Source organism: Rhizobium sp. 01L410, assembly GCF_056400165.1.
In genome coordinates this window covers 321,902-346,674 of the sequence record NZ_JBFTST010000001.1, presented here as the reverse complement: position 1 = coordinate 346,674, position 24,773 = coordinate 321,902, and the positions used below count along the sequence as shown (strand labels likewise).

The window sequence follows — 24,773 nt, the reverse complement described above, 5'->3', positions numbered from 1 at the left end:
AACGCGGGGTGTGGCGAAGACATGCATCCGATCTGCGCCGAAGGAAAGTGGTATTTTTTATCATTGCCGGGCGTTCTACCGGCAAAAATGCAGCGCGACCCGCATGCCCTCGGCTTCGTGTACCGGCATTGCATAGCCGAAGACGGCTTCCAGCACATCGGTCTTCAGGACGTCTTCCGGCGCGCCGGCGGCGATGATCCGGCCGTCTTTCATGGCAATGATCCGGTCGGCATAGGCGGCCGCCTGGTTGATGTCGTGGATGACGATGACGATGGTGCGGCCGTGCTCGTCGGCGATCCGGCGCAGCGTCTGCATAAGCTGGCGGGCATAGAACATGTCGAGATTGTTCAGCGGCTCGTCGAGCAGCAGGTAATCGGTGCCCTGACAGAACGTCATCGCCACCATGGCGCGTTGTCTTTGGCCACCGGAAAGCGTGTCGATGAATCGGCTTGCGAGATCGTTGAGATCGAAACCCGTCAAGGCCTCGTCGATCAGCTTCTCGTCCGCAGCCGTCAGGCGGCCGCGGTGGTGGGGGAAGCGGCCGAAGCCGACCAGTTCGCGCACCCTGAGCCGGCTTGCCGTTGCCGTGTCCTGGCGCAGGATCGCCAGCACCTTGGCAAGCTCCCGGCCGCTGGTGGTGCCGACGGGAAGCCCGTCAACGGAGATCGAGCCATGCTGCAGCGGCTGGAGCCGCGCGATCAGCGACAGAAGCGTGGACTTGCCGGCGCCATTCGGCCCGACGAGCGCCGTGATGCCGCCCTTGGGGATCGTCAGCTCGACGGACTTGAGAATCTCGGCCTTGCCGATTGCCAGCGAGACATTTTCGATACGGATCATTTTCTGCTCCCGGCAATCAGCATCAGAAGGAAGACAAGGCCGCCAGCGAATTCGATGACGATGCCGAGCGTGGAGGCGCTGCCCAACGCATGCTGCAAGAGGGTCTGGCCGCCGACGAGAAGGATGATGGCGACCAATATGGCGGTGGGGATCAGCGCGCCGTGTCTGCTGCTCCCGCCGATCTTTTCCGCAAGGGCCGTGACAAGCAGGCCGAGAAAGGCAACGGGGCCGACAAGGGCGGTCGAGACCGAGACCAGGGCCGAGACCAGCAGAAGAATGGCGGCCACCGTCTTCAGCCAGTCGATGCCGAGGCCGGTCGCGTTCTCGCGCCCGAGCAGCAGAATGTCGAGCACATGCCGCAGGCGCCAGGCGGCGATGACGGCGGCAAGCGTCAGGACCGCCGCGATGCCAAGCAGGCCTGTTTCAACGTCGCTGAAATTGGCGAAGCTTACCGTCTGCGCGACGGCAAACTCGTTTGGGTCGATGAGACGGGCGACGAGCGAGGAGAGGCTGCGAAAAAGAATGCCGGCAACGACGCCTGCCAGCAACATCAGCCCGATATCCGTCCGAGTCTTCAGCATCGGAAAGAGCAGGGCACAGGACATCAGCATCAGAAGCAGCACTTCCATGCCGAACTTCGCTTCCGCATTCAGCGCCGAAAATCCGGCGCCGCCGACGGCGAAGACCAGCGCGATCTGGCCGAAGACGTAGAGGGCGTCGAGACCCATGATCGATGGCGTCAGGATGCGATTGCCGGTGACGGTCTGAAACAGCACCGTCGAGACAGCGATGGATGCTGACACGACTATGAGGGCCGAGAGCCTTACGGCGCGCAGCTCCAGGGCAAAGGCGATGTTGCCGCGAAGGCCGATCGACATGAAGGCGACAAGGCTGGCGGCCGCGAGAGCGGCGAGGATGAGAAGGCGCGTCTTATGCATCTCTTCGCCGCCCGAATAGCAGCACAAGGAAAATCAGTGCGCCTGCAACCCCCATGACGGTTCCGACCGGTATTTCATAGGGGTAACGGATGAGGCGGCCGATAATATCGCAGCCGAGCACCAGGATTGCGCCGCCTGCGGCCACCCATCCGATCGAGCTGCGGATATTGTCGCCGAGTAGACGGGAGGCGACATTCGGCACGACAAGCCCGGCGAAGGGGATCATGCCGACGACGGTGACCGTCAGCGCCGTGATGACCGAGACGATCACCAGCCCGGCCTGCAGCATCCGCCCATAGCTGATGCCAAGCCCGATCGAGGCATCGCGCCCGAGCGTCATGATCGTCAGCCGGTCGGCAATCCACCAGGCGGCGCCGACCAGCGGTACGGCGAGCCACAGCAGTTCGTAGCGCCCGCGCAGGATGCCGGAGAACTCGCCGTTCATCCATATTTCCACATATTGCAGCAGATCGGTCTGCCATGCGGCGAAGGTCACCGCCGCGCCGATCACCCCGCCATAGACGAGGCCGAACAGCGGCACCAGATAGGGCTGCTCCGGCGGCAGGCGATGGGCCGTCGCCAGGAAGACCGCGGTTCCGGCAAGGGCCGTCGCGGTGGCGACCAGCGTTTTCACCGCAAGCGAGGCTGCCGGATAGAAGATCGTGGCGATGAGGATGCCGAGCGCTGCGCTCTGCGCCGTCCCGGCTGTCGCCGGTTCGACGAAGCGGTTTCTGGCGATTGTCTGCATGATCAGGCCGGCGATCGCGAGGCCCGCACCAGCCAGAACGGCGGCAAGCGTGCGCGGCAAGCGGCTGACGAACAGCAGCTGCTGTGCCGCCGGATCGAACGGCCCGGTCCCCGTGCTGCCAGCGCCGACACACAGGCTGACGGCAAAAAGCGCCGCGAGCAAAGGCGGCGCAATCCACTTGCAGGACAGGCGACAGTTCATCACTTCGCGGCGGCAAAAGCGGTGGTGATCTGGTCCAGGACGCGATGCGTCGATTGAACCCCGCCCGCGGCAATGTAGAAGTCGGCGGCGGGCAGGTAGATCACCTGTCCCTTCTTCCAGGCGGTCGTCTCGGCGACAAGGGCATTGTCGAGCGTCGCCTTGGCGTTCTGTTCGCTGGAGCCGATTGCCGCTGCCCGGTCGAGCACCAACAGCCAGTCGGGATTGGCCTCCCGGATGAATTCGAAGGAAACAGCCTCGCCATGCGTCGCGGCGGTGACGTCCTTTACAGCGGATGGAAGCGCCAGCGCGTTATGCACCCAGCCGAAGCGGGAACCGGCGCCATAGGCCGAAATCTTCGGGCCATTGGTCATGACGATCAGCGCCTTGCCCTTGCCTGCGATCGCCTGGCGGGCCTTTTCCACGGCCTGGTCGAGTTCCGCAGACGCGGCCTGCGCCTCCGCCACTTTGCCGAACAATGCGCCGTAAGCCGAGAGCTGTTGCTTCGCCTGCAGCAGCAGATCGTCGCCATCCATCGTCATGTCGATCGACGGAGCGACCTTCGAGACGGAAGAGAGCTTTGGCGAGGAACGGCCGCCGACGATGATGAGATCGGGGGAAAGCGCACTCAACGCTTCAAGATCGGGCTCGAAAATATCGCCGACCGGCTTGGCCGTCCCGTTCAGGCGATCGAGTTCGGGGACGTAGAGTTTCGACGGCAGGCCGTCGATCCTGACGCCGAGCTTGTCGAGCGTATCGACCGCCGCGATGTCGTAAACCGCAACAGTTTTCGGCGCCGCATCGATGGTCACGACGCCTTGCGCCGTCTCGATCTCCAGCGCCTGCGCGGCAACGCCCGGGACCAGCAGAAAGAGGGTGGTGAGAAATGTCTTGAACACATGCATGGTCGATATCCGAAGTTAGAAATTGGCCGAGCGTTGAAGCGGGACCGTGTTGTCGAGTGTGTCGGCAAGACGTCCGCGGTCGTTTTTCAACACCTCGAAGCAGTCGGAGCCGAACCATTCCAGCGATGCATCGGCGCTAAGCTCGCCGGAAAGCTCCGCCAGGAAGCGATCATAGTCGAAGGCACCGGCAAAAAGCGGCGTCATCGCATCGCGCCGGCCGGCGGCTGAATAGACATTCGCCGGTTCGAAAATATCGAGATCATCGCGTGAGGCGACGTTCTTCAGGTGGTAGTGTCGGATATGCGGGCGCAAAGCGCGGTGCATGGCGACGGGATCGTCGCCGCCTTCCCAGACATGCAGAACATCGAAGTTGATCTTGAAGGCCGGGTGGCGAACTTCGTCGATCAGCCGGAGCGTCGAAGGGCCGGTGTCGGCGAGGGTATTCGGATGGGTTTCTACCAGTAGCAGCAGGCCATGCGCTTCGGCAATCACCGCGATCTCCCGCAGCCGCGCGATGATCCGGCGCCGGTCTTCGATCGAGGTCGCGGCACTAGCACGACTGCCTGCAAAAATGCGGATCTTCCGCGCGCCCCAGCGGTTCGCGTGACCGCAGAGCTCCAGCGCCAGCCGCCGAAGTGTGGCGGCTTCCGCTTCAAGCGGCAGATAGTGACTGATCATCGGCACGCCGAGCCCGAAGCCCGCGAGCCAGCTGCCATCGAGCTCCGGCCTGACGGCAAGATTGCGCGCATGCGCCCCCCAGAGTTCGATCCCCTGAAAGCCGTTGCAGCGCGCCCAGTTGGCGATGTCTTCGATCGACAGAAGATGGTGGCGGAAGGTGATGGTGCAGAGAGAGACCTTCATCGTGATACTCCTCTCGCCAACGGCGCAGCGGAAGCGGCAATGCCGCGGCTTTCGCACCAGAGGCCGAAGACCTCCTGCAACTTGTTCTTCATCCTGCCCTCAATGCGTTCGGCGTTGTCGAGGCGTTTGAAGACGTCGGCTGCGAAGTTGTGGTCGCGCGTCTGGCTGAGTTTCATGCAGGCGTAATGCAGCGACTTGAGCTCCTGGAATAAAGCCTCGATCTCGTCGCACCAGATGTCGAATTCCGCCGATGGCAGCTTGAGGGCGCGCCAGAAGAACGCGAAGCCGTGCTCATAGGCATATTTGCGGATCGAGATCACCGGGAGTTCGCGCACCGCCGAAGCCAGCGCCGGGAGCTGTCGGCCCGATAGGCCGTCGAGATGCGCCGCAACGATCCTGCGGACCGCATCGACGAGCGGATTGCCGCGTGGATGGAAGCTGGCGTGGAAATAGTCGCGCAGGTCTTCGTCAACAGGCGCGCGCGCTTCGGATCGGTCGAAGACGTAGCCTCCTGCAACGCTGGGTTGCATCATCGCATTGATGATCTTGGCGCGCTCGATCTGGCCCTGCCAGCGGTAGTCGGGGTCGAGAACATTCCAGATCTCGGGATCGCCGCTCGTCTCGACCATCAGGTAGTGCGGGAAGGGGTTCTGGTTGAACTTGTTCTCCCGTTCCGGCAGGTGAAAAAGATCGACCATCACCATGACATAACCGGTTTCGCCGCGGCGCTCGATCAGATCGAGCATCGTCGAAAGGTTTTCTTCCTTAGACCTGCCGTGGTCGTACCGCTCCCGCACTTCGGCGCCGTAGAGCGTTTCGAACCACGAGCGGAAGAATTCCTGGCTGATTGCAGGCGTGTGATAGAGCAGTTCGAACTGCTCGCTGACAGCGAAATCGGCGTCCCATACGCCGAAATAGAAGGGCCGGTGGTCGAGCCCCGCCTTCTTCAGGCCCTCGCAGACGCAGCTGACGAAGCAGTGAACCTTGATGTCGTAATAGGCTTCGCCGTGCACGCCATCGCCTTCAGGCGCAGCGGCAGGAGATAGCGGTTCTGCCGGCGCATCGGCAAAGAGACCGGCGAAATCCTCGACCGTGACGATATCCTGGCGGTTGATGATCTCATCGACGGCGGGAAGCCCGTATTCCAGTTCGAGGTTGAGGAAGATCTGCAGGATCAGCACGGAATCCAGGTAGAGATCCTCGTTGAGCCGCGCCGTCGGGGCAAAGGCGGCGGCATGCGGAAGCTGCATCGTATCGCGCAGGATCGAGCCGATGGCGGAGATGATCTCGCCGCGGTTCATTGTGCCGCCTCCATGGCCGGGGCTGCGAAGGCACCGGCCTGGTGCATTTCGGCCACTTGTCTCCGGCTGATCTTGCCATTTGCCTGCCGCGGCACGGCGCCGACCTGCAGGATCTCCATCGGCAGCTGATGGCTGGCCAGGTTGCGGCTGCACCATTCGCGGACGGAGAGCGGGTTGATCGCCTCTGCGGCGCTGAAAATCAGCGTCACGCGCTCGCCGGCAAAACGGTCCGGCTTGCGAAACGCGACCGCATCGGAAATGCCGGGCATCAGCATCACAGCGTCCTCGACATCCTTCGGATAAACGTTGAGACCCGAGACGTTGATCGTGTCGTCCATGCGCGAGACGAAGACCAGCATGCCGTCCTCGCGCAGATAGCCGAGATCCTGGGTGCGAACGGCCGTAGCCGCATTGCTGACGACGATCTCGCCGGGAGCGGTGGCGCCTTGCCCGGCTTCCGCACGATGGTGCGGCAGGACATAGCCCATATCGGCGGCGCTGCGGACATCCGGGTTGATGGCGATGCATCCGGCCTCGGAGCAGCCATATTGCTGAAACATGTGCTCCGCCCTGGTCCGGATATCGGCAAACCAGGGCTCTGGCAGAACGGTTCCCGATGTCATGACAGCATGGATCTTTTCGCCTGAAGGCAGAAGCCTTGCCAGCGTGTGGAGAATCGCCGGCGACGAATAGAGCAACGGGCGGTCGATCTCCTTAAGCTTTCGCAGCAGGTATTTCGGATTGGCGGTGTTGAGGATCACCGGCGTCTGGCCGCGGCGAAGCGCAACGAGAATGCCGCAGATTAGCCCGTAGGAATGGGTCGTGGGGCAGGCGACAACAGGGGTCATTGCCTCAGGGGCGCGAAACGCCGTGACATAGCCTTCAATCTCGCGATCGATCTCGCTCCAGTTCCGCGCGATGCATTTCGGCGCTCCCGTCGTGCCGGAGCTCATCTGCAGCAGCTGCCCTTCGCCGGCAGCGGCTTCCTGTTCTGAGAGCAATTCCGCCTGCAAGCTGTTGTAGAAGAGCCTGCAGCAACCGGCGCTGACCGCGAGGCGGCGGGCAGCGGGATAGGGCGTGCCCGGAAAAATCGGCAGGACGCTGGCGCCGATCGAGCGAATGGCGAAGAACAGCTCCAGCCAGTCGACGGTGTTGGCAAAGCAAACCGCATAGCGGGCGGACTGGCGCCGGTCGAGCCCGGCTTCCTTTATGCATCGCTCTGTGGCGCTGTCGAAATGGGCGCGGTCGTAAAGGGTATCGTCTATGGTGATCATCGGGTTATCCTCTGTTCAGCCGGTGACGGCAAAGATGTTGGGGACGAGGTGATGGTATTCGGGCTGGGCTGCGAGCAGCTTCCGGGTCATCAGGGATTCGGTGAGGATCGACGGAGCGCTGTGGCCGAGCGCGGCCTGCCTCTCTCCGAGATCATGCCGCTTCGCGTAAGCCGCGAGGCAGGCTGCGGTCTTCTGCCAGAAGGCGGGTTCGCTATAGCCGTAGTGCTCTTCGAGAAGATGCGAAACCTCGGTGAGATTGTAGATGAACAGCGTGTCCATCACCAATTCCCGCAGCGAATCCAGCGAGTCCGTCGAGTAGAAATCGCCCGGCCGGGCATCCCGGTAGACGGCGTCCAGTTGCGCGAAATCGGGCGCGTTTTGGCGGTCGGCGAGGAAATCCGGGGAGAATTCGATACTCTCGTGGAAATCGCGCAGCATGATCCTGATCGGCCAGCCGTCCTTGTGGACGAGAACCATGTTCTGCCCATGCGCCTCGACGGCGATGCCATGAGCCACAAGCAGATGCCAGACGGGCAGCACGGCGATGTCGAGAAGCCGGTCGAGCCAGGCGCCAAGGCCATAGCGCTGAACGAAAGGATCGATGAACGGCGCACCGTCCGCCTCGGTCATCATCAGGGCGTTGAACGGGATCGCCGCTTCGCCGGAGTCAAGGCTGGCTTCAGGGCTCTCCCGCCAGATGGCACCGAGATGGCCCGAAAGCTCGGTCGACCGGCCGGCGATCATGCCCGCATATTCGCGCAGGATCGTCAGTGGATAGCGGGTGGCAAACAGGCTGTCCGAGCGCACGACGCTATCAATCCACGCCGAGATGATGGGGGCGGTGCAGACAGAATGCGGCTCCAATATCCGCTCGGCCGAGGTGTTGACCATCGCCAGCGGCAGTTTGAGATGGGCGCGGCAGGGTTCTTCCGCGTCGAGCAGCGTCCGGACGGACTGGCTGGCCGTATAGAACGGGCCTGCGGTGCCAAGGCAATGTATGAGCCCTTCCACGATCCAGCTTTTCAGGCGATCCTGGCTCAGGGTGCGCCATTGCCAGGGATGAACAGGCAGCAGCGCGAAATCCTCACCAAAGCCGGCTGCATCCCGGCGCCCCGACAGCTCGTCGTAAACGTCGATGCCGAGCTCATGCTGCCAGAACTCGTCTTCGCCGCAGGGCAGCCGCTGTTCCATCAGCGAGCGGGAGACGGCAAGCCAGATGAGCTGGAAGGAGCGTCCTGCCTCAGGCCCATAGCTGGCGTGATCGGCTTCGGAAAATCCGGTGCGGGCCTTGTAGCAGGGATGATAGGGATGTCCCTCGTCCAGCAGCGCTTCCAGCGATGCGTAAGCCGACGAACGGCGGCAGCGCCGATCAAGGTTGGCAGCGTTCCAGCGCGACAGCCTCACCGTCTGCTCCATCTCGTTGAGCAGTCTGGCGCGGTTGCGCGCATTGCCGGGCAGATGCGGCACCACTGCGGCGAGCGTCGCCTCGCACCACCGCCCGTCGCAATGCATTTCGATCGAGCCGGGCACGATCCTCACCCGGCCAAATGCGCCTCGCGCTGCGCGGCAGCGGAACTCAACCGCTCCGAGGCTCCACAGCGTCTGGCCGGAGGCCGCGATCTGGTGAGGGACGATGCCTTCGAAGAGCAGCGCGGCAATTAGCTGGCGCAGAACGCGCTCTTCGGGCCGTCCGGGAAGCTCAAGAGGCAATGGCATGATTGCCCTCCCGGAAGCCCGAGGCCGCGACCGCGAATAGCGGGTTGGGCAGGTCGCGATAGAGCGAGACGCCACCTTCCGACTGCAGCTCGTCGATGTCGAGAAGCCGGGCCATCAGGTTCGTCTTCGTGGCGATGACAGGCCGGTCGAGCAGATGTCGCGCAAAGTCGCGGCCTGCGCCGCTCAAAGTGGCCGAGAGCTGCTCAAGGCGGCTTCGCAACACCAGGAGCAGAGCGCTTTCATCCTGCAGCCCGTCGTGGCCCATGCGGCTGATCAGCGAGAAGATCTGATTGACCGCAAGATAATAGGCGAAGCGGTTGCGGATTTCCGCGTCGTCGAAATAGAGCGAGGCGATCCCTGCTGTCTCCGGCACATGCCGCATCAAGAGCGGCCGGTAGCGATTGGAGAGATAGAAGCCCTGATTGTCGCGATAGTAGAAGCCGCCGGGATAGCCTGCCGAGATATCGAGAATGCTGTTTTGCTGATGCGCCTCGAGCGCGATGCCAAACTCGTCGTAGAGTTTGACGAGCGGAACGAGCGCGTGATCGAGATAGCGCTCGAACCAGGTGAGAGCCACGCAGGAACGCGCCTTGCTGCTATGTGTGGCAAGGCCGGTGATGATCCGGTCGAGCCGGGAGGGCTGCCCGGGAAGCGGATCGGCGGTGAGTGCGGCGACCGTCACCATGCCTTCGTCGTGCCCCTCGACGAACGGGTTTTCCCGGAGGATGACTTCGAATCCGCTTTCGCTGAGGCCCGGAACATCGAGCGTAATGTAAGCCGGGTCGTGAATGATCCGGAAATTTGGATAACGCTCCGAAATGCCTGCTCTGTCGAACAGCTTGGCAATGGCGATCCCGGCATCCAGCTCGTGGCGCCTGTTGCGGCGCAGCGAGTTGGTGATCTGCACCGGCAGCGAGAATTTAAGCATCCAGGGCTGGCTGCGGCTATAGACCGTTCGCACCGAGGAGGTCGCGGTGAACGGTGCATCGCAGGCGCCGAGATCGCGGAGCAGGCCGCTGCGCAGCATCGACTGCACATCGGCGTCGAGCCTGAGAGCCTCGGCCTGTAGCGGATGCATGGGTATCAGCGTCTCGCCGTCGCGCAAGAGCCCCGTAGCCTCCTTCGCCATGCCCTCGATGATCTCGACGGCGCTTTCGGCACGCGCCGAGGCATGCCTGACACAATCGGTGCGGGCCGCGAAGAAATGCAGCTGGAACTCGCCGGCGAATTCGGGTGCATAGCTTGGCTGCTGCCAGGCGGACATGCCCTGCAGGCTCTTCGGCGTCGGGTGCATCCAGTGACCGAAGACCAGCGATTGCTCGGCATCGATGAAACGGTCGCTCGACGTCCGCGCCTCGCCCCCGGCATCCAGATAGCTCATCGTCTGGCGGTAGCTCTGCAGCACGCGCAGAAGGAGCTCGAGTTCCAGGCCTTGCAGGGTATCGGCAGGCAGGTCATGACCGCGCCTGTACATTTCATGGACGAGGAACTGCAGCGCGGTGACGAGCGCGACCGGCCGCCAGGCGATTTCGGATGTGCCCTTGCACCAGGCGCGGCCGAAGCGGTGCGGACCGCAGAGCGACCGCGAAGTTATTTCAGCGCGCAGGAAGAGATGCTGGCTGGGCAGCGCCCACTCGATGCAATCGGTCCCGGAAACACCGCCATGTCTTGCAGGCAGACCGGCATCGATTTCGCGCATATAGCAGTTTGTAAAGCTCTGGAACGTAGCCCGTTCGGCAATCTGACGGGAAGACTGGCTCATGGTTCACCTTTATCGACGGCGGGAAGTGCCGCTCGAAAACGCGCAGCGCTCCCGTGTCTCAATACTGTGCTCACGCGTCCTGGTGCTGCTTCGTCCAGAGCAGTTGCTCTGGTTTCTCCTTGAAGGCGAAGCGAAGGAGATGGTCCTCCATCACCGCCCGGGTCTCGGCAAATTCCGCTTCGCTTCCGGCGCTGACCCTGAGAAGCAGGGCGTCCCGCCCCGCCTCCAGTTTGCCGATGCCGCAGGAGAAGCGGTATTCGGCATGCCCGTCCGCCTCGATGACCTCGACCTTATGGGCAAAGTGCTTGCACATCTGCTCGAGATATTTCTGGCCGTTTCCGGTTTCGAACCTGGCTGTCGCCTCGATCATCGGATCAACTCCCTGCTTTGCGCATGTTCATCGGCCGGCGTTCTCAGAACGTCGCCTTGGCGGTGATCATGAAGGCGCGGCCTTCCTGGTAGAGCGGCTTCACGGTGCCGAATTCCTGTCCGTAAGACGCCCTTTCGGCATAGGTCTCGTCGAAGAGATTTTTGACGTCGGCGCGGAAGGTCAGATTGGAGTGGCTCGGCGGCTTGTACTCGGCGAAGACATTGACGACTTCGTAGGCCTTGTAGGCAGGAGCTCCGGACGCCACCCGGTCATATTCCGGCGCAATCTCAACATCCCCGCCGATTGTCAGGCCCCATTCGCTAAACGTGTGGGCGGCGGTGATCGTGATGATATCGCCAACAGGAGCTGCGAGATAATTGCCGGTATCGGAATCGGCTGGCTTGCCGTCCACATCGACATCGATATGGGCGTATTTGACCTTGATGAAGCCGTCGAGCCACTCGTAACCCGCGCCGATTTCAAAGCCACGCGATTGCATGTCGTGCGCCAGCAGTGCGCCCGTTGCGGTCGCGTATCTGGCGACACGCGCGTCGTAGATGTCGGTCCCGAAGATGGTGCCTTCGAGTGTAAAGCCGTTGTGACGCACTTCGAGGCCAAACGTGAAGTTGTTGGACGTGACCGGCTCTGGACCGTCGCCATAGTTCCAGATCGGATTCATGATGAAGCTCTCGGCCAGCGGTATGCCCGCCCAGACATGTGAGAAACCTGTTTTGGCCGTGAGGAAATCCGTCAGGTCGTATTCGAGCGACACGTTGCCGCTCAGGCCTGCATTGTCCCACTTGTCGCCGCTGGTGCCGGTAAACCATTGCTGGTCGGCTCTGCCGCCGAACGACAGGCGGGTATTATCCCAGGGCTCCAGCCGCGCCTGCGCGTAAAGGCCCACATTGGTTGCCTTTTCGCGCGAGGAGTCCGAGAAGCCAAGCAACGTGCTGGCGGCGTCGAGATCGACCTTGTCATTGTAAAAATCGAGACCGGCAGTGATGTCGCCAATTCCGACGTCGAAGCGGTTTTCGAATTTACCATTGAAGCTGGTGGTCTCGCCGATCGTCGGGAAGGTCGTCGGGATCGTGCAGCCTCGACCAGGGCAGGCGTAGCCCAGCGTGCCGACCTCGTTCTTGGCATAAGCCAGAACAAAGGTCGGATCCCACAGGCCTTCGGGCGTTTCGTCCGTGTAGGTGAATACCGTATTCTGGCGGGTCAGCGTGTAGTCGCGAACCTTTGGCTCCCAAGGGCGCGCGTTGGTGATGAGCTCCATGTTCGCGCGGAACGGCCGGGGCGCATCATCCCTGACGCGCTCATGGCTGAGCTCGACGCGATCGCCGCTGTCGAACTCATAGGCGACCTTGCCGATGCCGCTGATGATGTTGGTGCTCGTGCCGAGCACCTCGTCGCCGTTGCCGGCCGTGAATTCGTCGCCGCGGCCGTAGTTGAGGTAGCCGAGGAACTCCAGCCCGTCCTTCATGCCGTAGCCGGACACGCCGTTGGCGAAGGTGTTGCTGTTGAAATTATAGGACGAGGTGACGAAGGCGCCGACGCCATCGCCCTGAAGCAGGTCGCGGGCATCCTTGGTTTCGTAGGCGATCGCGCCGGCAAGTGCGCCAGGACCAGCATCGGCAGGCGCGATACCGGCGTCGACATCAACGAGCTTCAGCAGGCCCGGGTCGATCAGTGTCGTTGCGTTGTGATGGAACACCTTGTTGCCCTGGCGGCCGCCGTCGATGGTGACCGCGAGATTGGTTCCTCGACGCCGTGGACATAGACCTTCTGCGACATCGGCAGCGAGCTGCCGACCTGGATGCCGGGTTCGCCGCGGAAGACGTCGGCAAGGCTCGTCGGGTTGTTGCGCTCGATCTCCCGCTCGCCGATTATGATCTCACCTGCGCCGCCGCGTCCGCCTGCAACACCCTGGACCTGGATCGGTTGCAGCACGGTCGAACCGTCGGCGGCCGCCGCGCCGCCGGCGGTTCCTGCCGTGGTTGACGTGCCTACAACGACGGTGCCGTTCTGGATGCGGTAGGAAATGCCGGTGCCGGACAGCAGGCGGGCGAGCGCCTGCTCCGGCGTCATTTCGCCGGTCACGCTTGCTGAGCTGACGCCGCGCGACGTTTCGGATGCCAGCGTCACCTGCAGGCCGGCTTGTCTGCCGAAGACATTGAGGGCGCCGGAGAGCGGCTGGGACGGGATGTTGAATTCTTTTACGGCAGCCGCAGCGGTGTTCTGCGCAAATGCGGGCGTGGTCATTTCTGGTGCCAGCGCGCCGATTGCGACCACAGCCACCGTTGCCCGCAGCCATGCTGCACGATTCAGTCTAAGCCCCCGCCCGGTACGGCACGCCACTACGCTCATCTCGACTCTGTCTCCATTCTGACGCAGAGCCCCCCGGCCTACGTTTCAGCAGCAAAGACGATCGACCTTCCGGGTTTTTTCAGCAGCGATGACGATTTTTGAAAATAAATCGCATTTGCATCTGGCTAGAGAAGCGAGAGGACGCGGAGATAGGTAGAGAGGCGGTGGACCTTGCCGCCGAACGGCTCGACCAGCGCTTCGAGCGCATGGTCTGGATCCTTGAGATCATAGAGACCGGTGACGCGCTGCGACGCAAGCGTGCCGCTCGGTATCCGGATCCAGGCCGGGTGATAGCGCTGCAGGGTCGCGACCACGGAGGCGATGGTGGCGTCGTTGACGAAGAGCTTTCCGTCCCGCCATGCGCCGATTTCGGCGATGTCGATGCTATCGACGGTCAGCGTGCCGCTGGCGCGGTCTGCCCGGGCAATCTGGCCGGGCGAAAGCTCGGTGTCGGCTTTTCCGCTTGTGGCGGAGACGTCGACAATGCCGCGGGCGAGCGCCACGGAGGCGTGCTCGCTGGTCATCGACACGTCGAAGGCGGTGCCGATGACGCCGACCTTCATGCCGCCGGCATCGACGATGAAGGGGCGTTTGGCGTCATGTGCGACATCGAAGAACGCCTGGCCCGCGAGAAGCGTCACATGGCGGGTGGCGCCCTCCATCTCTGTCTTGATGGCGCTGCGCGCCGCCATCTCGACGATACTGCCATCGTCAAGCGTGAGGGTCATCGTCTGCGCCGTGCCGGTCGTGTAGTCGGCGGTGAACAGAATCAGCAGCGAGGGCGCGAACAGCGCCAGGATGATGCAGGCGGCGGCGAGAAGCGTGCCGGTGGCCCAAAGCCGCAAGGATGTACGGCGCTTCCGCGAGCGCGCAGTGGCGAAATCGATGATATCGGGTGTGGTGGCACCGGCCTGCTGACGCGGCATCGCTTCCCCGAGCAGAGCCCAGCTGCGGCAGGCGGCATCCCAGGCCTTGGCATGTTCCGGCGAACAGTGCAGCCATTGCTGGAAAGCGGCATCGGTGGCCGGATCCGCGCTGCTTTCCCGAAGGCGCAGAAACCAGTCCATGGCCTCTTCGAGAATGTCTTCGGATCGATTGCTATGCTGTGTCAAATGTCGCCCCAGTGGGATACGGCCTCTCCGGCTCGTTATCCGCTTTTCCCTTTCGATCCTATAGACGATCGAGCGGGCCGATTTTTTCACGCCAGTTGTGCGTCATGACACGGGTGCGTCAAGGGCGAGCGCAATTTTCATCATCGCGCTTTTGACGTGGCGGTGCACGGTGGCAACCGAGACGTCGAGATGCCGGGCGACCTCTTCCAGCGTGTGGCCGCCAAACCGGTACATTTCCACCGCCGTCCGCGCATCGTCGGGCAGGCTCGCCAGCGCCTCGGAGGCGACGCGCACCTGGTCACAGAGCATCAGCGCCTGTTCCGGATTTTCGGTCTCGACCGGGATCGTCCAGTGCAGCGGCTCGCCCTCCTGCTGTCTCGCCTCCACCTTGCGGCGCTTGAGCACGTCGAAGGACAGGTTGCGAACGACGAGATAGAGATAGGCAACGGTCTGGCGGGGTGAGCCGATCGGCGACTGGCCGGGCGTGAAACGCAGATAAGCGTCCTGCAAGATGTCTTCGGCCGCCTCCCGTGAACCGAGAATCCGCGCGGCATAATCGATCAAAGCCGTCCGGTGCTCGATATACAGGCCATGCCGGATTTCCGCTTCTGTCGTCATCCAAAACTACCGATGAAATTGTAGAACCGTCGAGCGCTGCGGCTTCCGGTTAGACGAAAAGAAACGTGGTGTCAAAAAACTTGTTAAAAGCACTCATGTTTTGTGGCCGGAGAATATACATCCGGGCTGCGGTGTGATGTCTCGTCCACCGGTCAGGTGCTTCCGCGCATCTCCACATGCGGCTCGACGAGGATATGCCGGGCTTCCTGGCGCCCCTCGATCCTGCTCAGCAGCATCTCCGCCGCCGTCCGGCCCAGCCTTGGGGCATCCTGATCGACGCTGGTCAGGCCAACAAGCGGTATCGCTGCCATCGGGGAATTGTCATAGCCAATGATCGCAAGGTCTTCGGGAACCCGGATACCGCTCGTCCGTGCCGCGTTGATCAGCGGCACAGCATCGAGATCCGACCAGACGAAGACGGCGCGGGGGCGGTCCTTCAAGGCAAGAAAATCGTCGATCGCCGCCTTGCGGTCAGTCGCAACAGGCGGCAGACGCAGGATACGGCCTTCGAGCCCGGCATTCCTCATGCCGTCCCAGTAGCCCTTCTCGCGCTGCAGCGCGACAATGGTCTGCGGTGAATCGGCCAGATCGTAGCCAAGCATGGCGATATCCGTGTAACCCGATTTCAACGCAGCCTCGACGGCCAGAGCCGCCCCTCTGCGGTCGTCGGAATTGACGGTGTCATAGGTCTCCGCATGCAGTTCGTGGTGGGCGATGACGACAATCGGGATCTGGCGGGCATAGCGTTCCAGGATCTTGCCGGAAATACGCGGCGCAATGATCACCACACCGTCCATCCGGTTGTCGATCATCGACTCGATCATCGAAGCCTCGATCGGACTTGCGGAGCGGCCGATACCGATCAGCGCCTTGAAGCTGTTTTCCGACAGGGTGGCATTCGCCTCCTCGATAACGCCGGCCAGAAACGGGTTCGACAGTTCGATAACGAGCACGCCGACGGTTCTCGTGCGGCCGCGCATCGCCCTAGCTGCTACCGATGGGCGGTAGTTGAGCTTCTCGATCGACGCCTCGACCTTGCCGCGCAGGACGTCGCTGACGCCGTAGGCATTGCGCAAAACCTTCGACACCGCAGCGACGGAGACACCGGCATCATGGGCCACGTGACGGATGGTGATCCGGTCGCTCGTTGCGTTAACGGTCTGATTTTTCATTCTAAACTGTTTCATCCCCGGTTCTTCGAAATTATACGCACAAAAACTCTTGCGCGGCAATCGATAGTGTAGAATGATATACATAGAACGTTATACACGACGGCCGCCGGGAGGAATTGGCGGCCTTAGGGAGATTGCATATGAAGATGGTTTCCGCCCACGGCGCTGCCGGGGAGCATGGCATTGCTGGTTCTCATTTCCAGTTCACCGCCGCAATGATCGGCCCGTCCTGTGACGCAGGACAAGGAACGGCTGGCACCTTCGTGTCGCAGGAATTTGCCGTAGCTACGGTTCCCGGCGAGGCAACGCTGAGGATCTCCGCTCTCGGCCTCTATCGCGCCTTCATCAATGGCGAGCGCGTCGGCAGCGATCTCCTGACGCCTGGCTGGACCTGCTATGACGACCGTATTGCCTACCAGACCTATGACGTCGCGGCCCTGCTGCGCCCGGGCAGCAACCGCATCGAGATCTGGCTCGGCGACGGATGGTATCGCAGCCAGATGATGTGGGCCTCCAACCCGATCTTCAATTGCTGGGGTGACCGGACGGGGACGATCGCCGAACTCAGCGCCGGCGGTGAAGTGCTGCTGAAAACCAGCGAAAACTGGAGGAGCGGCTTCACGCCTGTCGTCCGCAACGGCATTTATTTCGGTGAGGATTACGACGCCCGCATTCGCCCGGAGGAGAGCCACGGCGTCGACGTCCTCGTCTTCGACCGGGCCTTGCTGGTCCCGCACGAGACCGGGGCCGTCAAGGAATTGCAGGAGCGTCCGCCTGTCGACAGCTGGACGGAAGCTGACGGCCGCACGGTATTCGATTTCGGCCAGAATGCGGGTGCCTATATCCGCCTGCGCTTGAAGGGCGAGGCCGGTTCGCAGGTCCGGGTGGAGCATTCCGAGGTGCTGGGCCCCGAACGCTTCTTCGACAATCGCAACTATCGCAGCGCCCGCGCGGAACTGATCTACACGCTGTCTGGAGAGGGCGAGGAGGTCTATGCACCGCTCTTCACCTTCATGGGCTTCCGCTATGCGCGCATCACGCTGACCGGCAAGGCTGAGTTGCTGTCGATCGCCATGGTCCCCGTGACCTCGGTTCCGACTGCAGCGGCCGGCTTCAGCTCGGGTGTCGCGGCCGTCAACCGGCTGGTCGAGAATACCATCTGGTCCCAGCGCTCCAACTTCATCGAGGTGCCGACCGATTGCCCGCAGCGCGACGAGCGGCTTGGCTGGACAGGTGACGCGCAGGTTTTTGCGGGCACGGCCTGCTGGCTCGCCGACAGCCAGTCGTTCCTGAAGAAATACCTTCGCGACGTGATGCACGATCAGCGTGCCAACGGCGCGGTGCCGCATTTCTCCCCGGACCCGACACGTCTTCATCCAATCGATCAGCGCGGTGACTGGGCCGGATCGACCGGCTGGGGCGACGCGATCGTCATCATTCCGTGGCAGCTCTATCTGCATTACGGCGATACCGCTGCACTGGAAGAATGCTTCCCGGCAATGCTGCGCTGGCTGGATTATCTCTGGGGCATTTCCGATGGACCGATCGTCCGGCCACCGGCCGTCTGGGGCGATCACGGTTTCACCTTCGGCGATTGGCTCCAGCCAGTCGGCGACAACAGGAAGCCGCGTCCGACAGTTGCCGACGATTGCGCCGCGACGCTCTATCATTTCATCTCCACGCAGCTGACGGCAAAGATTGCCGGTATCCTTGGGGAGAGTGTTCAGGCAGAGCGACTCAAGGCACGCGTCGAGGAAATCAGGACCGCCTTCAAGCACGAATTCTTTTCACCATCCGGCCGCATCGCGCATAACGACCAGACCTCGTGGGCGCTGGCCTTTCTCTATGGTCTTGTTCCCGCTGAGTATGAGGAGGCGGCACGCGGTTACTTCCGCAGGGTGGCGGAAGAGACCGATGGCGTCATCGGTACCGGCTTCATCGGAACACCGGCACTTCTTCCGGCGCTGACCCAGCTCGGCATGCTCGATCTGGCGGAAAAGATGTTCCTCAATCGCAAGGTGCCGGGATGGCTCTACCAGGTCGAGCGGGGAGCGACCTCGATCTGGGAACGCTGGGATGCGCTGGCCGAGGACGGGACGATCTACGATCCTGATATGAACAGTTACAATCACTACGCCTATGGCGCGGTGTGCCAGTGGCTGTTCGAGGACGTAGCGGGCATCAAGCCGCTTGAAGAAAAGCCGGGCTTCGAGGAAATCGCCTTCGATCCAGCGATTCTCCCGGAGCTATCGCCGGTCTCGGCCTGGCATGACACACGCTTCGGCCGCATAGAGGCAGGTTGGATCCTGGAGGAGGGAACCGTCACCTGCCGCCTCGTGCTGCCCGAGGGCGTTCAGGCGCGTCTGACGGGACGCGGCGGCAGGAAGTCGCTCAAAGCCGATGGCGTATCTGTTGATGCAGGCCGGGAACTAAAGCTCGGCGCGGGGGAACATACGATAACATTTTCAATCTGATGCGATTGCCCGCTGGAGACAGTTCGCGGGCCAGCAGTTCAACGCATTCCAGTCTTTAAGAGGAGGAGATAATTATGCGAATGACGAAATGCAGCATCCTAGCAGCCAGTATTATGGCTCTGACAGCCAGCGTGGCGCATGCCGATGTGACACTCAGCGTGCTGATTGACACCAACCCGGAATCGATCGCCTCGTTCGACGCCGTGTCGAAAGCCTATATGGAAAAGCATCCCGACGTCACATTCGACGTCGAGCAGCGCGCAGGCGGCTCCGAGGGTGACAACATCATCAAGACGCGGCTTGCCACCGGCGAGATGGCAGATGTCTTTCAGTATAACAGCGGGTCGCTTTTCCAGGCTCTGAAGCCGCAGGAGACGATCGCGGATCTCTCCGGCCTGTCGGCGGAAGCCGGTATTCTTGAGAGCTTCAAGAAAGTGGTGACGGCAGGCGACGGCCATGTGCGCGGCATTCCCTTCGGTCCGGCCATGGGCGGCGGCATCTTCTACAATCGAAAAATCTACGCCGACCTGGGGCTAACGCCGCCGAAGACATGGGCGGAGTTCATGAGCAACAACGAGAAGATCAAGGCGGCAGGCAAGGTTGCCGTTGCGCAGACCTATGGCGCAACCTGGACCTCGCAGCTCTTCGTGCTTGCCGATTTCTTCAACGTTCAGGCCGAGATCCCGAATTTCGCAGCCGACTATACTGCCAACAAAGTGAAGTATGCCGAGACGCCCGCGGCACTGCGCGGTTTCGAACATCTCGAGGAAGTGGCAAAAGCCGGGCTCTTCAATGCCGATTTCGGCGCGGCGACGTTCGACGACGGCATGCGCATGGTCGCGACAGGCGAGGCGGCGCACTATCCGAACCTCACCTTCGGCATCGGCAACGTTCAGCAGAACCTGCCAGACAACCTGAAGGATCTGGGTTTCTTCGCTCAGCCCGGCAATGATCCGGCCAAGAACGGTCTTACCGTCTGGATGCCGTCGGCGCTCTACGCTTCGGCCAAGTCGGCCAATATTGAAGAAGCGAAGAAGTTCCTCGACTTCGTCGGCTCGAAAGAAGCCTGCGATCTGATGGCGAAGGCTGTCCCATCGGGCCCCTATCTGATCAAGGGATGTGAGCTTCCGAAGGACATTCCGCCAGTTGTCGCCGACATGCTCCCCTATTTCGAGGATGAAGGACGCAATGCTCCGGCGCTGGAGTTCCTGTCTCCGGTGAAGGGCCCGGCGCTCGAACAGATTGCCGTCGAAGTCGGAACCGGCATACGCTCGGCCAAGGACGCGGCGGCACTTTACGACCAGGACGTCCAGAAGCAGGCCAAGCAGCTCGGCCTGCCGAACTGGTAACTTTCAGCCGATTTCCCGCTCGTGCCAAGGGCATGGGCGGGAGACGCTTCACGGTGTGCTGATGACGACACGCAAATCCCCCTATCCCTACTGGTTCGTGCTGCCGGCGGCGGTGGTTTTCACGGTGCTGTTCCTGGCGCCGACCATCGCCTCGTTCTGGTTCAGCCTGACGCGCTGGGATCTCTTCACGACTGAGTTCATCGGGCTTGAAAACTACCGGCAGATCTTTCGCGAACCCTTTCTGATCCAGGGCCTCGTCAACACGATCATCTATGCCGTGCTGACCTCGGGCACCAAGACCGTGCTGGGTCTGCTGCTGGCGGTGCTGCTGACGTCAGGTCTCTGGGGGCAGGGCCTGCTTCGAACCGTGATCTTCTTTCCGGTTCTCGTCTCGACGATCGGCGTCGGGATCACCTTCTCGATGCTGATGCATCCGACGCGGGGGCTGATCAACGTCGCGCTTGCCGCAATCGGCATCCACGGTCCGGGCTGGCTGACCGACCCGGCACTGGCGCTCTATTCCATCGTCTTCGTCGATCTCTGGAAGGGTGTTGGACTTGCGACAGTTATCTATATCGCCGGCCTCGCATCGATCAGCGCTGACTACTATGAGGCGGCCAAGATCGACGGCGCGACGCGCCGTCAGATGTTCTTCCGCGTCACTGTGCCGCTCGTGCGCCCCGCCACCATCACCGTGGTCACCTTGTCGCTGATCGGCGGTCTGCGCAGCTTCGATCTGATATGGGCGATGACCAAGGGTGGCCCCGGCTTCTCCTCGGATGTGCTGGCGAGCGTCATCTATAAGCAATACCAGGCCGGATTCTATGGCCTGTCGACCGCCGGAAATGTCATCCTTTTCGTGCTGATCGCCTTGATCGTCATGCCGTTGACGGTGTGGTTCAACCGCAAGGAGGTCGATCTATGAACCGGCGTCAGGTCCAGGCCGGAATTGCGGCGCTCATCGCCTGCGGCATCATCTTCGTGCTGCCGTTTCTGTTCATCTTCATCACCGCCGCAAAGACGAAACAGGATGCGGCGTCGCTCTCCTTCAGCTGGCCGGTGGAATGGCGGCTGTGGCAGAATTTCATCGAGGTTCTGCAGGCCCGCAACTACATGCTCCTGCTTGCCTATTTCAACTCGACAGTGATCACTGTGGCTGCCGTGACGCTCCTGGTTCTCTGCGGCGCGATGGTTGGCTATGTGTTGCAGCGCCGTCCGTCGCGTTGGAACACGGTGATCTACGGCTGTGTGCTGGCCGGGCTGATGATCCCGCCTGCCGTGGTGCCAACGATCTGGGTGCTGCAGTCGCTCGGCCTGTTCAAGACGCTCTCCGGGATGATCCTGATCCAGGTGGCCTATGGGCTCGGTTTCACGGTGCTGCTGTTTCGAAGCTTCATCGCCACCATCCCGCGCGATCTCGACGAGGCCGCGATCATCGATGGGGCTAAACCGCTTCAGATCTTCTTCCGCGTCATCCTTCCGCTGCTGAAGCCGGTGACCGTCACCGTTATCGTCGTGCAGTCGATCGCCATCTTCAACGATTTCACCAATCCTCTCTACTACCTTCCGGGCCGCGAAAACGTCACCGTGCAGCTGACGCTCTATAATTTTCAGGGGCAGTTCCAGACGCAGTTCAACCTGCTGTTCATGAACATTCTGCTGGTGACCATTCCGCCGCTGATCGTCTTCGTTTTCTTCAACCGGCAGATCGTCGCAGGCATGACCGCCGGTGCAGTCAAGGGATAAGTCATGACAAGTGTCGTCCTCGAAAGCATCCGCAAGAGCTTCGGCAGTCTCGAGGTGATGAAAGGTGTGGATCTCACGGTCGAGGCCGGTGAGTTCTGCGTCTTCGTCGGCCCGTCCGGCTGCGGGAAATCGACCCTGCTGCGAATTATCTCCGGTTTGGAGACATCGACATCGGGCAAGGTTCATATCGACGGCAAGGACGTGACCGAGGCCGAGCCTTCCGAGCGCGGCATAGCTATGGTCTTTCAGTCCTACGCTCTCTATCCGCACCTGACTGTCGAGGAAAATATCGGCTTCGGCCTGTCGCTCGCCAGGCGGCCCAAGGCGGAGATTGCCGAAAGGGTCAAGCACACCGCCGATATCCTCCAGCTGTCACATCTGCTTGGCCGCAAGCCGAAGGCGCTTTCCGGCGGACAGCGCCAGCGCGTCGCGATCGGCCGCGCCATCATCCGCAACCCGAAGGTTTTCCTGTTTGATGAACCGCTGTCGAACCTCGATGCCTCGCTGCGCTCGCAGATGCGCATCGAACTGACCGAGCTTCACGCAAAGCTCGGCGCGACGATGATCTACGTCACCCATGACCAGGTCGAGGCGATGACCATGGCAGACAAGATCGTGGTGCTGAACGGCGGCCAGATCGAGCAGGTCGGATCGCCAATGACGCTCTACAACAATCCAGCAACACCTTTCGTTGCAGGCTTCATCGGTTCACCAAAGATGAACCTCTTTGACGGCGAGGTTGCCGCCCGCGAGGGTTGCCGAACTTACGGCATCCGCCCCGAACACATCACGCTGTCACCGACAGAGGGCAAGTGGCAGGGCAAGGTGCGCCATATCGAACGGCTCGGCGCCGACACTGTCGTCCATCTCGACGTGCCGGAACTGCAGACGCTTGTCGTTAGAACCGACGGCGACCGCCCGGTGACGATCGGTCAGACGCAGTTCGCCTCTCCGGTTCAATCCAAGGAGCACCGGTTTTCCTGATCCTGGCTACGCGGACGCCCGGCAGATGTTGCGCAGCGCGCCGATGATCGCCTGATCGAGCGGCGGATCGACAGGCAGGGTTTGCGATGACAGCTTGACGACGACGGTTTTCGTTTCCGGATGGATCCATATCCACTGGCCGTGGATGCCGATCGCTGCGAGTTCACCGTGCCCGGTCTCGTACCAGTAGTTCCGGTAACTGCCTTGCGGAAACAGCTGCCGCTGATCGCCGCTCTCCCAGGCGCCACGGCGCTTTCGCGACCAGAGGTCCGCCACGAATTCCGGTGCGGCGAGGCCGGCGCCGTGCGTCCTGATCACCTCGCCGACGAGGGCAAGATCGCGCGCCGTCGCCGAGATGCCGCCGGCGGCGCGTGCCGTACCGATGCGGTCAACCGTCACCATCGCGTCGGCACCGGCGCTCAGCGGTTTCCAGATGTGGTTACTCATCAAGGATGCGAAACGCGCGCCGGCCGCCCGCTCCAGAACAATGCCGGCGAGATCGGTGTTCGGCGAGCGGTAGGCGTGATGTTCGCCGTGCTCCTGCCCGCCTTTCGCGATGCTGCAGATGAAGCTCCTGAGATCGGGAGCAGGGGCCTCGGGCCTGTCTGGATTCCAGCCGGTGGCGCGCCTGTAGCGCTCGAAGCCACCCGACGTGTCGAGATAGTCCTCGATGAAGGCAACGCTGATCTCCATATCGAACAGCTGCTGCACCGTTGCATCCGCATAAGCGGACCCTGCGGTCTCGGGAACGTAGTCGATGATCGGCCTGTCGAGCGTAAGGAAACCCTTACCGGCCAGTATCCCGGCGAGCAGCCCGGTCAGCGATTTGGAGACGGAGAATATGATATGCGGGCGTGCCGGATCGGAATGCGGTGCCGACCATTCGGCGACAATCTGCCCGTCGCGCATCACCAGCAGCTCGTCGGTCTGGCTCGCCGTCAGAAAGTTTTCGAGCGGTATCCGTGTCCCGTCGGAAGCGGCAACGTCGAGCGTTGCGAGCGCGCCGAGGGGCTTGCGATCCTGTGGTGCCTTGCCACCTCCGGCGGAAATGACGGCAGATGGGACGATCTCGCTAACATTCTGAAACGACCAGCGGCTATAGGGTGCGGCTCGCCAGTTGGAGAGCGAAACGTCGGCGCGGGAAAATTCGGTCATGGGCGTTGAGTTCCGTCGGCTGTTGCCAGTGTGCCGTAAAGGTCCGGGCGCCGATCGCGAAACAGACCCCAGGCGGCGCGGTTGGCGGCAAGGGCCGAGCGGTCGAAGCTGGCGATCAGCACTTGTTCCTCATCTCGTGACGCGCTGGCGGCGAGCTGGCCGTCAGGTCCCGAGATGAAAGAGGAACCGTAGTAGGATTGAGATAGCCCGGCGATTGTTTCCGAGCCGATGCGATTGGCTGCCGCAACCGGAACCATATTGGCCGCCGCGTGCCCGCGCATCACCATCCGCCAGTGCTCCATGGTGTCGAGAGCGGGATTTGCTGGTTCCGAGCCAATTGCTGTCGGATAAAGGATGAGCTCGGCGCCCATCAATGCCATGGCGCGGGCGGCCTCGGGAAACCATTGGTCCCAGCAGATACCGACGCCGATGGTTCCGAAACGCGTGTGCCAGACCTTGAAGCCGGTGTCGCCTGGGCGGAAGTAGAATTTCTCGCTATAGCCCGGACCATCCGGAATGTGCGACTTGCGATAGACGCCGAGAATGTCGCCGCTATCGTCGATCATCGCCATGCTGTTGTAGAAGGCTTGGTTCTTCCGCTCGAAGAAGGAGACGGGCAGGACGATGCCGAGGTCGCGGGCAAGCGCGCGCATCGGCTCGATAACCGGGTGTTCTTCGACAGGATGGGCGCGGGCGAAGTGAACCGGATCCTGCGTCTGGCAAAAATACAGGCCCTCGAACAGCTCCTGCACCAGCACGATATTTGCGCCGCCGGCGGCCGCCTCCCGGATCAGCCGCGAGGCCGTTGCGATATTCTCCGCAATATCATCCGAGCAGGCGAACTGGACGACGCCGAGCGTGATGGTCGATCCTGCCGTTGTCATGA

22 protein-coding genes are annotated in these 24,773 nt (G+C 62.0%); 5 read left to right on the top strand and 17 right to left on the bottom strand.

Annotated elements, in window-relative coordinates; all coding sequences use genetic code 11:
* Window positions 1-75: 75 nt before the first annotated feature.
* The 15 genes from AC1DV9_RS01590 to AC1DV9_RS01520 form a co-directional block, all read right to left on the bottom strand.
* Entirely contained in the window at window positions 76-837 is a 762-nt protein-coding gene (locus AC1DV9_RS01590; RefSeq protein ID WP_477945797.1) for an iron ABC transporter ATP-binding protein, read from the bottom strand.
* Window positions 834-1,775 (bottom strand): iron chelate uptake ABC transporter family permease subunit, encoded by a 942-nt coding sequence (locus AC1DV9_RS01585; protein WP_477945795.1) that lies wholly within the window; start codon window positions 1,773-1,775, stop codon window positions 834-836. The genes AC1DV9_RS01590 and AC1DV9_RS01585 overlap by 4 nt, the downstream gene beginning before the upstream one ends.
* The gene (locus tag AC1DV9_RS01580) at window positions 1,768-2,724 is read right to left on the bottom strand and encodes an ABC transporter permease (RefSeq protein WP_477945793.1); all 957 of its coding nucleotides are present in this window, start codon (window positions 2,722-2,724) and stop codon (window positions 1,768-1,770) included. The genes AC1DV9_RS01585 and AC1DV9_RS01580 overlap by 8 nt, the downstream gene beginning before the upstream one ends.
* Window positions 2,724-3,626 (bottom strand): siderophore ABC transporter substrate-binding protein, encoded by a 903-nt coding sequence (locus AC1DV9_RS01575; RefSeq protein ID WP_477945791.1) that lies wholly within the window; start codon window positions 3,624-3,626, stop codon window positions 2,724-2,726. The genes AC1DV9_RS01580 and AC1DV9_RS01575 overlap by 1 nt, the downstream gene beginning before the upstream one ends.
* Before the next feature lie 15 nt (window positions 3,627-3,641).
* Complete coding sequence (locus tag AC1DV9_RS01570; RefSeq protein ID WP_477945789.1) at window positions 3,642-4,487, bottom strand: sugar phosphate isomerase/epimerase family protein; 846 nt, start codon at window positions 4,485-4,487, stop codon at window positions 3,642-3,644.
* Window positions 4,484-5,788, bottom strand: a complete 1,305-nt coding sequence (locus AC1DV9_RS01565) for a DUF6005 family protein (protein WP_477945787.1) — start codon at window positions 5,786-5,788, stop codon at window positions 4,484-4,486. The genes AC1DV9_RS01570 and AC1DV9_RS01565 overlap by 4 nt, the downstream gene beginning before the upstream one ends.
* On the bottom strand, window positions 5,785-7,062 hold the full coding sequence (locus AC1DV9_RS01560) for an AMP-binding protein (protein ID WP_477945785.1): 1,278 nt from the start codon (window positions 7,060-7,062) through the stop codon (window positions 5,785-5,787). The genes AC1DV9_RS01565 and AC1DV9_RS01560 overlap by 4 nt, the downstream gene beginning before the upstream one ends.
* A gap of 15 nt (window positions 7,063-7,077) precedes the next feature.
* Entirely contained in the window at window positions 7,078-8,778 is a 1,701-nt protein-coding gene (locus tag AC1DV9_RS01555; protein ID WP_477945783.1) for an IucA/IucC family protein, read from the bottom strand.
* The gene (locus AC1DV9_RS01550) at window positions 8,762-10,540 is read right to left on the bottom strand and encodes an IucA/IucC family protein (protein WP_477945781.1); all 1,779 of its coding nucleotides are present in this window, start codon (window positions 10,538-10,540) and stop codon (window positions 8,762-8,764) included. Before AC1DV9_RS01550 ends, AC1DV9_RS01555 begins: the two co-directional genes overlap by 17 nt.
* Window positions 10,541-10,610: 70 nt before the next feature.
* A complete protein-coding gene (locus AC1DV9_RS01545; RefSeq protein WP_477945780.1) occupies window positions 10,611-10,910 on the bottom strand; it encodes a DUF2218 domain-containing protein in 300 nt (99 codons plus the stop codon).
* Between the two features lie 43 nt (window positions 10,911-10,953).
* Window positions 10,954-12,624, bottom strand: a complete 1,671-nt coding sequence (locus tag AC1DV9_RS01540; RefSeq protein WP_477945779.1) for a TonB-dependent receptor domain-containing protein — start codon at window positions 12,622-12,624, stop codon at window positions 10,954-10,956.
* Complete coding sequence (locus tag AC1DV9_RS01535) at window positions 12,597-13,172, bottom strand: STN domain-containing protein (RefSeq protein ID WP_477945777.1); 576 nt, start codon at window positions 13,170-13,172, stop codon at window positions 12,597-12,599. The genes AC1DV9_RS01540 and AC1DV9_RS01535 overlap by 28 nt, the downstream gene beginning before the upstream one ends.
* 230 nt (window positions 13,173-13,402) lie before the next feature.
* Window positions 13,403-14,389: a FecR family protein gene (locus tag AC1DV9_RS01530; protein WP_477945775.1), complete on the bottom strand. Its 987-nt coding sequence runs from the start codon at window positions 14,387-14,389 to the stop codon at window positions 13,403-13,405.
* A 102-nt stretch (window positions 14,390-14,491) separates the two neighbouring features.
* Window positions 14,492-15,007 carry a sigma-70 family RNA polymerase sigma factor gene (locus tag AC1DV9_RS01525; RefSeq protein WP_477945774.1) on the bottom strand — a complete coding sequence of 172 codons (516 nt, stop codon included), beginning with the start codon at window positions 15,005-15,007 and terminating at the stop codon, window positions 14,492-14,494.
* Between the two features lie 152 nt (window positions 15,008-15,159).
* Window positions 15,160-16,179 carry a LacI family DNA-binding transcriptional regulator gene (locus tag AC1DV9_RS01520; protein ID WP_477945772.1) on the bottom strand — a complete coding sequence of 340 codons (1,020 nt, stop codon included), beginning with the start codon at window positions 16,177-16,179 and terminating at the stop codon, window positions 15,160-15,162.
* A 215-nt stretch (window positions 16,180-16,394) separates the two neighbouring features.
* On the opposite strand from AC1DV9_RS01520, the gene AC1DV9_RS01515 reads away from it, so the two are divergent.
* The 5 genes from AC1DV9_RS01515 (at window position 16,395) to AC1DV9_RS01495 (ending at window position 22,732) form a co-directional block, all read left to right on the top strand.
* Window positions 16,395-18,653, top strand: a complete 2,259-nt coding sequence (locus tag AC1DV9_RS01515; protein WP_477946350.1) for a family 78 glycoside hydrolase catalytic domain — start codon at window positions 16,395-16,397, stop codon at window positions 18,651-18,653.
* 74 nt (window positions 18,654-18,727) lie between these two features.
* On the top strand, window positions 18,728-20,002 hold the full coding sequence (locus AC1DV9_RS01510) for an ABC transporter substrate-binding protein (protein WP_477945771.1): 1,275 nt from the start codon (window positions 18,728-18,730) through the stop codon (window positions 20,000-20,002).
* Between the two features lie 61 nt (window positions 20,003-20,063).
* Window positions 20,064-20,927, top strand: coding sequence for a carbohydrate ABC transporter permease (locus tag AC1DV9_RS01505; protein WP_477945769.1), 864 nt, complete (start codon window positions 20,064-20,066; stop codon window positions 20,925-20,927).
* A complete protein-coding gene (locus tag AC1DV9_RS01500; protein WP_477945767.1) occupies window positions 20,924-21,748 on the top strand; it encodes a carbohydrate ABC transporter permease in 825 nt (274 codons plus the stop codon). The genes AC1DV9_RS01505 and AC1DV9_RS01500 overlap by 4 nt, the downstream gene beginning before the upstream one ends.
* Before the next feature lie 3 nt (window positions 21,749-21,751).
* The gene (locus AC1DV9_RS01495; protein ID WP_477945765.1) at window positions 21,752-22,732 is read left to right on the top strand and encodes an ABC transporter ATP-binding protein; all 981 of its coding nucleotides are present in this window, start codon (window positions 21,752-21,754) and stop codon (window positions 22,730-22,732) included.
* Window positions 22,733-22,738: 6 nt separating this feature from the next.
* Here the strand turns inward: AC1DV9_RS01495 and AC1DV9_RS01490 are convergent, their stop codons facing one another.
* Window positions 22,739-23,887, bottom strand: a complete 1,149-nt coding sequence (locus tag AC1DV9_RS01490) for a serine hydrolase domain-containing protein (protein ID WP_477945764.1) — start codon at window positions 23,885-23,887, stop codon at window positions 22,739-22,741.
* A complete protein-coding gene (gene aguB / locus AC1DV9_RS01485) occupies window positions 23,884-24,771 on the bottom strand; it encodes an N-carbamoylputrescine amidase (RefSeq protein ID WP_477945762.1) in 888 nt (295 codons plus the stop codon). Before aguB ends, AC1DV9_RS01490 begins: the two co-directional genes overlap by 4 nt.
* Between the last annotated feature and the right edge of the window lie 2 nt (window positions 24,772-24,773).

Bases quoted from the DNA above. Each gene is read 5' to 3' on its own strand.
- AC1DV9_RS01510 (WP_477945771.1), top strand. From the start codon at position 18,728: ATGCGAATGACGAAATGCAGCATCCTAGCAGCCAGTATTATGGCTCTG.
- AC1DV9_RS01535 (WP_477945777.1), bottom strand. From the start codon at position 13,172: ATGACCACGCCCGCATTTGCGCAGAACACCGCTGCGGCTGCCGTAAAA.
- AC1DV9_RS01545 (WP_477945780.1), bottom strand. From the start codon at position 10,910: ATGATCGAGGCGACAGCCAGGTTCGAAACCGGAAACGGCCAGAAATAT.
- aguB (WP_477945762.1), bottom strand. From the start codon at position 24,771: ATGACAACGGCAGGATCGACCATCACGCTCGGCGTCGTCCAGTTCGCC.
- AC1DV9_RS01570 (WP_477945789.1), bottom strand. From the start codon at position 4,487: ATGAAGGTCTCTCTCTGCACCATCACCTTCCGCCACCATCTTCTGTCG.
- AC1DV9_RS01520 (WP_477945772.1), bottom strand. From the start codon at position 16,179: ATGAAAAATCAGACCGTTAACGCAACGAGCGACCGGATCACCATCCGT.
- AC1DV9_RS01495 (WP_477945765.1), top strand. From the start codon at position 21,752: ATGACAAGTGTCGTCCTCGAAAGCATCCGCAAGAGCTTCGGCAGTCTC.
- AC1DV9_RS01515 (WP_477946350.1), top strand. From the start codon at position 16,395: ATGATCGGCCCGTCCTGTGACGCAGGACAAGGAACGGCTGGCACCTTC.
- AC1DV9_RS01500 (WP_477945767.1), top strand. From the start codon at position 20,924: ATGAACCGGCGTCAGGTCCAGGCCGGAATTGCGGCGCTCATCGCCTGC.
- AC1DV9_RS01550 (WP_477945781.1), bottom strand. From the start codon at position 10,540: ATGAGCCAGTCTTCCCGTCAGATTGCCGAACGGGCTACGTTCCAGAGC.
- AC1DV9_RS01560 (WP_477945785.1), bottom strand. From the start codon at position 7,062: ATGATCACCATAGACGATACCCTTTACGACCGCGCCCATTTCGACAGC.
- AC1DV9_RS01490 (WP_477945764.1), bottom strand. From the start codon at position 23,887: ATGACCGAATTTTCCCGCGCCGACGTTTCGCTCTCCAACTGGCGAGCC.
- AC1DV9_RS01505 (WP_477945769.1), top strand. From the start codon at position 20,064: ATGACGACACGCAAATCCCCCTATCCCTACTGGTTCGTGCTGCCGGCG.
- AC1DV9_RS01585 (WP_477945795.1), bottom strand. From the start codon at position 1,775: ATGCATAAGACGCGCCTTCTCATCCTCGCCGCTCTCGCGGCCGCCAGC.
- AC1DV9_RS01580 (WP_477945793.1), bottom strand. From the start codon at position 2,724: ATGAACTGTCGCCTGTCCTGCAAGTGGATTGCGCCGCCTTTGCTCGCG.
- AC1DV9_RS01565 (WP_477945787.1), bottom strand. From the start codon at position 5,788: ATGAACCGCGGCGAGATCATCTCCGCCATCGGCTCGATCCTGCGCGAT.
- AC1DV9_RS01555 (WP_477945783.1), bottom strand. From the start codon at position 8,778: ATGCCATTGCCTCTTGAGCTTCCCGGACGGCCCGAAGAGCGCGTTCTG.
- AC1DV9_RS01575 (WP_477945791.1), bottom strand. From the start codon at position 3,626: ATGCATGTGTTCAAGACATTTCTCACCACCCTCTTTCTGCTGGTCCCG.
- AC1DV9_RS01590 (WP_477945797.1), bottom strand. From the start codon at position 837: ATGATCCGTATCGAAAATGTCTCGCTGGCAATCGGCAAGGCCGAGATT.
- AC1DV9_RS01525 (WP_477945774.1), bottom strand. From the start codon at position 15,007: ATGACGACAGAAGCGGAAATCCGGCATGGCCTGTATATCGAGCACCGG.